At 73.6% G+C, this 8,751-nt stretch carries 6 protein-coding genes and 2 pseudogenes; 1 reads left to right on the top strand and 7 read right to left on the bottom strand.

The window, feature by feature from the left end; all coding sequences use genetic code 11:
• From IH13_RS45520 to IH13_RS0110960, 7 genes and pseudogenes are all read right to left on the bottom strand, one after another.
• A pseudogene (locus IH13_RS45520) lies at positions 1 to 436 on the bottom strand (hypothetical protein); the annotation flags it as partial.
• A gap of 40 nt (positions 437 to 476) precedes the next feature.
• Positions 477 to 827, bottom strand: a complete 351-nt coding sequence (locus tag IH13_RS0110935; protein WP_031083315.1) for a VOC family protein — start codon at positions 825 to 827, stop codon at positions 477 to 479.
• A gap of 63 nt (positions 828 to 890) precedes the next feature.
• Positions 891 to 3,446, bottom strand: a complete 2,556-nt coding sequence (locus tag IH13_RS0110940; protein ID WP_031083318.1) for a SpoIIE family protein phosphatase — start codon at positions 3,444 to 3,446, stop codon at positions 891 to 893.
• A gap of 191 nt (positions 3,447 to 3,637) precedes the next feature.
• Entirely contained in the window at positions 3,638 to 4,066 is a 429-nt protein-coding gene (locus IH13_RS0110945; RefSeq protein ID WP_031083320.1) for an ATP-binding protein, read from the bottom strand.
• 137 nt (positions 4,067 to 4,203) lie between these two features.
• Positions 4,204 to 4,605 (bottom strand): NUDIX hydrolase, encoded by a 402-nt coding sequence (locus IH13_RS0110950; RefSeq protein WP_031083322.1) that lies wholly within the window; start codon positions 4,603 to 4,605, stop codon positions 4,204 to 4,206.
• Positions 4,606 to 4,758: 153 nt separating this feature from the next.
• A complete protein-coding gene (locus IH13_RS0110955; protein ID WP_031083323.1) occupies positions 4,759 to 4,959 on the bottom strand; it encodes a hypothetical protein in 201 nt (66 codons plus the stop codon).
• Between the two features lie 794 nt (positions 4,960 to 5,753).
• A complete protein-coding gene (locus IH13_RS0110960; RefSeq protein ID WP_031083325.1) occupies positions 5,754 to 6,506 on the bottom strand; it encodes a GntR family transcriptional regulator in 753 nt (250 codons plus the stop codon).
• A gap of 349 nt (positions 6,507 to 6,855) precedes the next feature.
• Between IH13_RS0110960 and IH13_RS37210 the strand changes: the two are divergent.
• Positions 6,856 to 8,751 (top strand): annotated as a pseudogene (locus IH13_RS37210) (haloacid dehalogenase); the annotation flags it as partial.

The raw sequence follows: 8,751 nt of genomic DNA on the forward strand, positions 1-8,751 counted from the left end.
ATGTGTATAAGAGACAGGCCGGGGAGCCGTCGGCGGCCAGGCCCGTACCCGGCTGGCACAGGCGCGGCTCCACTGGGGGCGGGCCCGGGAACGGTCGGCGTGGGACGATCCGCGGGCGGCCCTGGCCGAGGCCCGGCGGGCGGACGCGCTGGCCGGGCAGGCGCTGGACCTGGCCGAGCGGGACGTACGCGCCTGTCGCGGCGGGCCGGACCCGGGCGGACCGTCGGCGGGGGGCGGGGTGGGCGGTGCCGTGCTGGGCGGCATCCTCCTGGGCGGCCTCTTCGGGGGCGGCCGGGGAGGGGGCGGCGGGGGCCTCGGCGGCGGGGGGTCCGGCGGCGGGCCGGGCAGTTTCGGCGGCGGGAGGACCCGGGGCCGCCGGGGTGGCGGCCCCTTCTGACCACGGCCGCTCGCCGTGGGCCGCCGTCGCGCGCCGCACGGGGATCTCCACCACGAGCCCGCCCGGGTCTCCGTACGCCTCAGTGAGGGTGGGCCAGCACGTTGACCACCCGGCCCTCCGGGTCCCGGACGAAGAACCGGCGCACCCCCCACTCCTCGTCCTGCAAGGGGTGCACGATCTCCGCGCCGCTCTCCCGCACGGCCGCGTAGACCGCGTCCACGTCGTCCACCTCCACACTGACGTCCGGGTGGACGGGCCCGGTCCTGTCCTGGGTGATGAAACTGACCTGCGCCGACGGGGCAGACGGGGAGGCGACGGTCATGATCCACCCCTGGTCCATGACCTCCTCGAAGCCCAGCAGCCCGTAGAACTCCCGCTGCTCCCCCGGGTCCTGGGTGCGCAGGTTGGGAACGACTCGGCGGACTGCCATCGACTGCTCCAGGGGTCGTGGGCCAGGGGCCGGGAAGAGGACGTGGCCCTCCACCTTCGCATCTCAGTACATGCTCAGCAGCTGTTCGACGGAGAGTTCGGGGCTCGGCGCGCCGTCGGGCAGGGCCAGCTCGAACCAGACCGTCTTGCCGCGCGGGGTGCGGCGTGAACCCCAGGCCGCGCTGAGCAGCCCGACCAGTTGCAGCCCGCGCCCGCCCTCGTCGGTGTCACGGGCCCGCCGCCGCCGGGGCTGGACCAGACCGGCGTCCCAGACCTCGCAGACCAGGGTGCGGTCGCGCAGCAGCCGGAGCCGGACCTCGCCCTCGCCGTAGCGCAGGGCGTTGGTGACGAGTTCGCTGACGAGCAGCTCCGTGGTGTCCACCAGGTCGTCGAGGTCCCAGGCCATGAGCTGCCCGCGGGCCAGCTCGCGGGCGCGGCCGACGGACCGCGGTTCCCGGGGCAGCTTCCAGTCGCCCACCGCCTCCGCGGGCAGCCCCTGGATACGGGCCATCAGCAGCGCGATGTCGTCCTCGCCGTGCCGGGTGTGGAGCGTGCTCAGTACGTGGTCGCAGACGTCTTCGAGCGACTGGGACGGTTCGGCGAGGGAGCGGCGCAGGGAGGCCAGGCCCTCGTCGAGCGGATGGTCACGGGCTTCGACGAGGCCGTCGGTGTACAGGGCGAGCAGGGCGCCCTCCTTGAGCTCCACCTCGACCTCCTCGAAGGGCTCGCCTCCGACGCCGAGCGGCATGCCCGGGGGTACGTCGAGCAGCAGGGGCTTCTCGCCGGGTTCGGCCACGACGGGCGGCAGGTGGCCCGCGTTGGCGAAGGTGCAGCGCCGGGTGACGGGGTCGTACACGGCGTAGACGCATGTCGCCAGGTAGACCTCGGAGAGGTCCGCCTCACGTGACTTGTGCGCGGTCCGGGCCGCCCACTGGACGCCTCCGCCGAAGCCGTCGGTGCGGTCGCCGCCGCCCGGGGTGCCGAGGCCCCGGACGACCTCGTCGAGGGCGGCGAGCACCTCCGCGGGCTCCAGGTCGAGCAGCGCCAGCGTCCGTACGGCGGTGCGCAGTTCGCCCATCGCGACGGCCGCCCGCAGCCCGCGTCCCATCACGTCACCGACGACGAGCGCCGTGCGGTGGCCGGGGAGCTCGATCACGTCGAACCAGTCGCCGCCGACCTCGGTGGCGGTGTTGCCGGGGAGGTAGCGGCAGGCGATGTCCAGGCCCGCGGCCTCCGGGTCGCCGGGCGGCAGCAGGCTGCGCTGGAGGATCAACGCCCGTTCGTGCTCACGGCGGTAGAGGCGGGCGTTGTCGATGCAGACGGCGGCGCGGGCGGCCAGTTCGGTGGCCAGGGCCCGGTCCCGCTCCCCGAAGGGTTCGCTGCCCTTGGTGCGGGAGAACCGGACGAGGCCGACGACGATGTCGTGGGCGACCATCGGCACGGCGAGGGTGGAGTGGACCAGGCCCCGCTCGTCGCCGGGCACGTCCGCGACCCGGCCGGTGCGCAGGGCCACGGCGCAGGGCGAGTGGAAGGGGTAGCGGTGGACCGAGCCGAGCGCGGGCGGGCCCGCGCCCTCGGTCCCCTCGCCCGCCGCGATGTCCGGCAGGGCGTCGGACACGGCACTGGCGTGGGCCACGCGGCGCAGCTCGGCGGAGCCGCTGCCGGACTCCTGGTGGCGCCTGCCCCAGCTGCCGGGCGAGACCTCGTCGCCGGTGAGCAGGCCTTGGTACAGGTCGACGGAGGCCAGGTCGCAGAAGCCGGGCACCGCGACGTCGAGCAGCTCGCGGGCCGTGGTCTCCAGGTCGAGGGAGTTACCGATGCGTGCGCTGGCCTCGTTGAGCAGGGCGAGGTTGCGCCGGGCGCTGGCCGCCTCGCGGGCGGCGATGTGGCGCTGGGTGACGTCGGTGGCGAGTCCGGCGACTCCGACCGGGCGCCCGGAACCGCTGTGGACGCGGTAGAGGTTCATGGACCAGTGGCGTCGGCCGATTGACCCGGGCGTGGTGCCCGTGAGCTGGAGGTCGGTGACGGCGTCACCGGTGTCCAGGACCCTCTTGAGCGTGGCCGCCAGCCGCTCGGCCTCGGGACGGGCGAGATAGTCGTGGACCGTACGGCCCCGGTGGTCGGCGGCCTCGCCGCCGAAGACCGTGGCGAACCGCTGGTTGGCGCGTACGACGGTGAAGTCGGTGCCGAACAGCACGAACCCGAACGGCGATTGGCCGAATATCGCCTGCGAGGCGGCAAGGTCGGTTTCGACGCGTTGCAGAGCCCGTACGTCCACGACGATGCAGAGCGCGGCGCGTTCGCCGGTGCCCGTCTCGCTCGGCATGACGTAGATCTCGGCGAGTCCGGACGCCCCGTCCCCTCCGGGCATCCGGAACGGGACGAGGCCCGTCCACTCCTTGCCGTCGAGGATCTCGCGCACCTGCCGGCGGGCGCCGGAGCGCAGCCCGGCGGGCATGAACGCCTCGACCGGGTCTCTGCCCAGCACCTGGCGCGGCTCCATGCCGAACAGGTCGGCGGCCCGGCGGCTCCACTGCTCGATCAGCCCGTCCGCCCCGATGGAGAAGGAGGCGACTCTGATGGAGTCATAGATCGAGCCAGGCGGACTGCTCTGCCACATGACGTCGCCCGCCGTCCCACATATCTCGCTCACGCGACCGTCCCCTCCAGCTCACACACCGGACCGGTCCTGCCCGCAGTATTCAGCACTACGGCCCCGAGCGGCACGGCGTTCACGATCACAGCACGGTCTCAGTCCCTTTCGGCCAGACTTGCCGACGCCGATGATCGCTGTTGCATCCCCTCCCTCTCCTAACCAGGCAGAGCGAGCTCGAACCACACCGTCTTGCCGGTCTTTCCGCGCCGGGTCCCCCAACGGCGAGCGGAACAGGCCACGAGCTGCAGTCCACGGCCGCCTTCGTCGTCGGGTCCGGCCGTGCGTTCGGTGGGCGGATCCGGAAGCGGATCGGAGACTTCCACCAGCAGGCCCCGCCCTGCGGCGGCCACGCCGGGGCCGTCGCCGTCGGGGTGCGGACGCATCACCCGGACCCCGATCGGGCCGTCGGCGTAGCACAGCGCGTTGGTCACCAGTTCGCTGACGAGGAGGACGGCGACGTCGCCCACCGCCGCGTCCAGGTCCCAGCTGTGCAGTGCGTCACGGACCGCGTGCCTGGCGCTGCGCACGGACCCCGGCCGCGCCGGAAAGCTCCACGCGGCACAGTCGCCTTCGGTCTCGGTCACGCCCGATCACCTCCCAGGGGACGGCATCGGGGGCTCCGCCCCTGAAAAGGGAGCTAATCAGCCCGCACCCGGCATTTCGAGCACCCTACCGCGCGCGCCGGGGCACGGGGGTGTGCGGGCGGGCCGGCGGCCACGGCTCAGCGCAGCTCCCCCGAGGCCCGGAGGTCGTCGAAGAGGAGCTGGTCCACCGGGGGGACGCGCGGTCGGTCCGCGTAGGAGAACCAGGCCATCTCGTCGATCTCGCTGCTGACGGCCAGCGTGCCGCGGTAGTCGGCGTAGTAGCAGCTCATGCGCACGACGACGCCGTCCGGGTGGCCGTGGGCCTGCGCCTCGTAGGTGCCCGCGTGCGTCACGCTCGACGGGACGACGGCGACGGTCAGCTCCTCCTCGACCTCGCGCAGCAGCGTCTCCAGGTCACTCTCGCCGCTCTCCCGCTTACCGCCGGGGATGTAGAAGACGTCCTTGCCCCGCGGCCGGGCGCAGAGGATCCTGCCGTTCTCCACCCGCACCCATGCCACCGTGTCGATCAGGACCGACATCACTCCACCTTCGTTCACACACCCTGGTCGACCGGGACCCTACCGGTCGCGCGGGTCCGTCCTGTCCGGCCCTCCCCGGCCGCTCGCGCGAGCGTGAGGTGTGCGCCGGGCCGCGGTCGTGGCCCGTGACCCGGCGGCGGACGGTCTCGGGCGTCAGGGGCGCGCGCTCTGGCCCACGCGCTCCACCCAGTAGAGCTGCTTGTGTCCGTGGCGGTCCAGGCCGTCGGCGATCTCCTGGGCCTCGTCCCGGGTCGCATAGCGGCCCACGCGGTACCGGTTGCCGTTGTCGTCCTGCCTGATCACCAGCCAGGGGAGTACCGCGCCGCTGTCCGTCATCGCGTTTCTCCCCAGCATGTCGCCCCTCTCCCCACTGCCATGCACGTCTCTAAGGATCCCCAGGAAACCGCAGTACGCATATGCCCGAGCGTACGCCTGACCTTCACGCAGAGGAGGCGCGTTTACACAAAGAGGTACGCATCCGGCCATCACGCAGGGGGCGCATTCACGTGAATGCGCCCCCTGCCCCACCCCTGCGACCTGACGGTCACCGGCCGGACGTCCGGTCGGCGGGGGCGCCGACGCCGACCCGGCGTGCGCCCCCTTGCGACGGAATCCCCTTGCCGCTGCGATCGCGCGATTGCAACGGCCACGACCGCCGGGAGGGCCCCGGTCCGGGGCCGGGGCCAGGGCCAGGGGCGGGATCTCGATCGGGTGGCCGACCGGTGGCCACGGCCGCGCCGGTGGGCGCCGATGCGGCACCGGGGCAGCCGGGGCAGTCGGGGCACCGGGCACCCCCAGCGGGTCATGACCGGCCCGGGATCACGCGAGCGGAGACACGGCGGCGGCACACGGAGCGGCTCAGGCTCAGCTCAGGCTCACGCACGGCCCGGGCGCGCGGAACGGGGAGACCACACGGGCGGGCCCGCACGCGGGCGGGGCCCGCACAGGCCGGCCCGCACAGGCCGGCCCGTACAGGCCGGCCCGTACAGGCGGGGCCTGCACACGGGGCGGGGCGGGCCCCGCAGGGCGGTCCCGGCGGCCGAGCAGCCCCGGGTTCACGGAGTGGGCGGGCTCATGAGCGACCCGGCAGACGGGACCGGCCGCCCCAGCTCCCGGGAGGCACCCGGGCCGCCACGCACGGCTCCGGGCTACCTGACCGGCAGGTGGTAGGCGATCCGGTACCGGTCGGCGGGGACCACCACGTCGGCCGTCTCCACGGCTCGCCCCGAGGCGTAATACGTACGCCCGATGACCATCACGACATGCCCCGGCACACCGCCGAGCGCCAGGAGCTCCTCCGCCAGCCCGGGGCGCGCGCCGACCTCTTCGGCGACGTTGTCCACGACGACACCGATGGCCGCCATCCGGTCGACCACACCGCAGCCGCCGAGCGGGCCCTCCTCCGGCAGCATCACGGGTGAGCGGCCGGTGACGGCCAACGGCTCCCAGGAGGTGGAGAGCATCATCGGCTCGCCCGCCTCACGGTAGAGGTACCGCGTCCGCATCACCCGGTCGCCGGGCTCGATGCCGAGGCGGCCCGCGATCTCCGGACCGGCCTCCTCCTGCTCACTGCGCGACTCCCACGTGCCCCGCGCGCCCTCCGCCGTCTGTTCCTGCCGGAAGGGGTCGACACCCCCCTCCCTGCGGTAGCCGGAGCGGGCGATCCGCCGCGGGACCGGACGCTCGCGCACATAGGTGCCCGACCCGGAACGCCCCTCGACGAGCCCTTCGGCCATCAGCACCTTCCGCGCCTCCAGGGCGACGGTGTCCGAGACCCCGTACTCCTGGCGGATGCGTGCCTGCGACGGCAGCCGTGTATGGGGCGGCAGCGCGCCGTTGACGATCTTCTCCCTGAGATCGCTCGCCACGCGCAGATAGGCGGGCTGCTCACCGAAAGGCACAGGCCACTCCCAACAGTTGACGGACAGCAACAGAGTGACAACCCTCGGTTGGGCAAGCAAGCGCGGGCCAGAGTTTCACCCGAAGTGATGATTTCGCGCCGACCAGCGCATACCCGGCGAGCAAACGCCAGGTATGGACCACCCATCGGTCCAGACCAGCAGCCGCGCCGCTCCTCTCCGCATCCCTGCGTCACGGCGGACTGCCCGCCGCGCGCGGGACGGCCGACCGCGGGCGCCGTCCCGCGCGCCGTAACCGCACCGGCGCCGCCGGTGTCCCTACCTTCGTACGGTGAGCCTCACGCGCATCCCTCTCCTCGCGTCCCTGGTCGCGGCCGTGCTGGTCGCGCCCCTGCCTCCGCTCGCCCACGCCTCCCCGGGCGCCCCGCTGACCCCGGTGTGCGGCCCGTCGGACACCTCGGGCGCGGCCGGGGAGGAGGACCCGTCCTGGGCGCCGGCGTCCACCGTCTTCGGGGAGGCCGGCGGCTACGACCCGTACGTCGGCAACGGCTACCTGGGCCACCGCGTTCCCGCCGCCGGAGCCGGGTACGCGGCGACCGGGCAGAAGACGGGCTGGCCCCTCTACACCCCGCGCTACGACGGCGCCTTCGTCGCCGGCCTCTTCGGGCGCGAGCCGGACCTCGCCGGGGGGCGCGAGGTGATCGCCGCCCTGCCGAGCTGGACCACCCTGGACGTCCGCGTCGGCTGACGGCCGCGCCACCGATCTGACGTACGAGGTCCTCGCCGACCGCTCCGATGTACACACCGGTGCGGTACGCCTGCGGATGACTCCGCGCTGGAGCGGAACGGCGACCGTCACGGGGCGTCTGGACGAGAGGGGCGCACGCCGGCTCACCCTCGCGGACGACGGCACCTTCACCACCACCGGCACGGGCACGAAGGGAGCGATCGCCCAGGCGGGCAGCGGCGAGGGCGTCCACACCGTCCGGGTCTCCGGCGGGCGCTCGTACACCTTCGAGAAGTACGTCGGCGTCGACACCGGCCTCACCTCCCGTGCTCCCCTGGCGTCCGCCCGGGCCGCCGCCCGCCGGGCGGAGCGGCGAGGCTGGTCCGGGGTGCTCGCGGACAACGCGGATGCCTGGCGTACGGCCTGGTCCGCCGACATCTCCGTACCGGGCAGCACGGACCTCACCGCCTGGCTGCGTGCCGCACAGTACGGGCTGCTCGCCAACGCCCGCCCCGGGTCGTCGGACAGCCTCGCGCCGGCCGGGCTCACCAGCGACAACTACGCGGGCATGGTCTTCTGGGACGCCGAGACCTGGATGTACCCGGGGCTGCTCGCCACCCGTCCCGAGCTGGCGCGCTCGGTGGTCGAGTACCGCTACCGCACCCGGCACGCGGCCCGCGCCAACGCCGAACAGCTCGGCTACCAAGGCCTGTTCTTCCCGTGGACCAGCGCGAGCCGGGGCCGGCTCGACACCGAGTGCCAGAGCTGGGACCCGCCGCACTGCCTGACCCAGAACCACCTCCAGGGCGATGTGTCGCTCGCCGTCTGGCAGTACTACCTGGCCACCGGCGACCGCGACTGGCTGGCGGGGCGCGGCTGGCCGCTGCTGAAGGGCATCGCCGAGTTCTGGGAGTCGCGGGCCACCGCGAACCCGGACGGCGGCTACTCGGTGAGGAACGTCGCGGGCCCCGACGAGTACAGCAACGGCGTCGACGACGGGGTCTTCACCAACGCGGTCGCCTCCCTCGCCCTGCGCAACGCCACCCGCGCCGCCCAGCTCCTCGGGGAGAGCGCCCCCGCCGGGTGGACCAGGGTCGCGGACGGGCTGCGCATCCCGTACGACGCGGAGCAGAAACTCTTCCTCCAGTACGCCGGGTACCACGGCTCGACCATCAAGCAGGCCGACACCGTGCTGCTGACGTACCCCCTGGAATGGCCGATGGAGGACGGTGCCGCCGCCGCGACCCTCGGCTTCTACGCCGCCCGCACCGATCCGGACGGGCCCGCGATGACGGACTCGGTGCACGCGATCGACGCGGCGGCCATCGGGGAGCCGGGCTGCTCCACGTACACGTATCTCCAGCGCTCCGTACGTCCGTTCACGCGCGGCCCCTACCACCTCTTCTCCGAGGCGCGCGGGGAGAAGTCCGGTGCGCAGGACCCGCTCTCCGGCTTCCCCGCCGAGGACTTCCTGACCGGCAAGGGCGGGTTCCTCCAGGTCTTCACGCACGGCCTGACCGGGCTGCGGCTGCGCGAGGACGGGGTGCGGCTGGACCCGTT

This window comes from Streptomyces sp. NRRL WC-3549, assembly GCF_000721935.1.
Classification (GTDB): domain Bacteria; phylum Actinomycetota; class Actinomycetes; order Streptomycetales; family Streptomycetaceae; genus Streptomyces.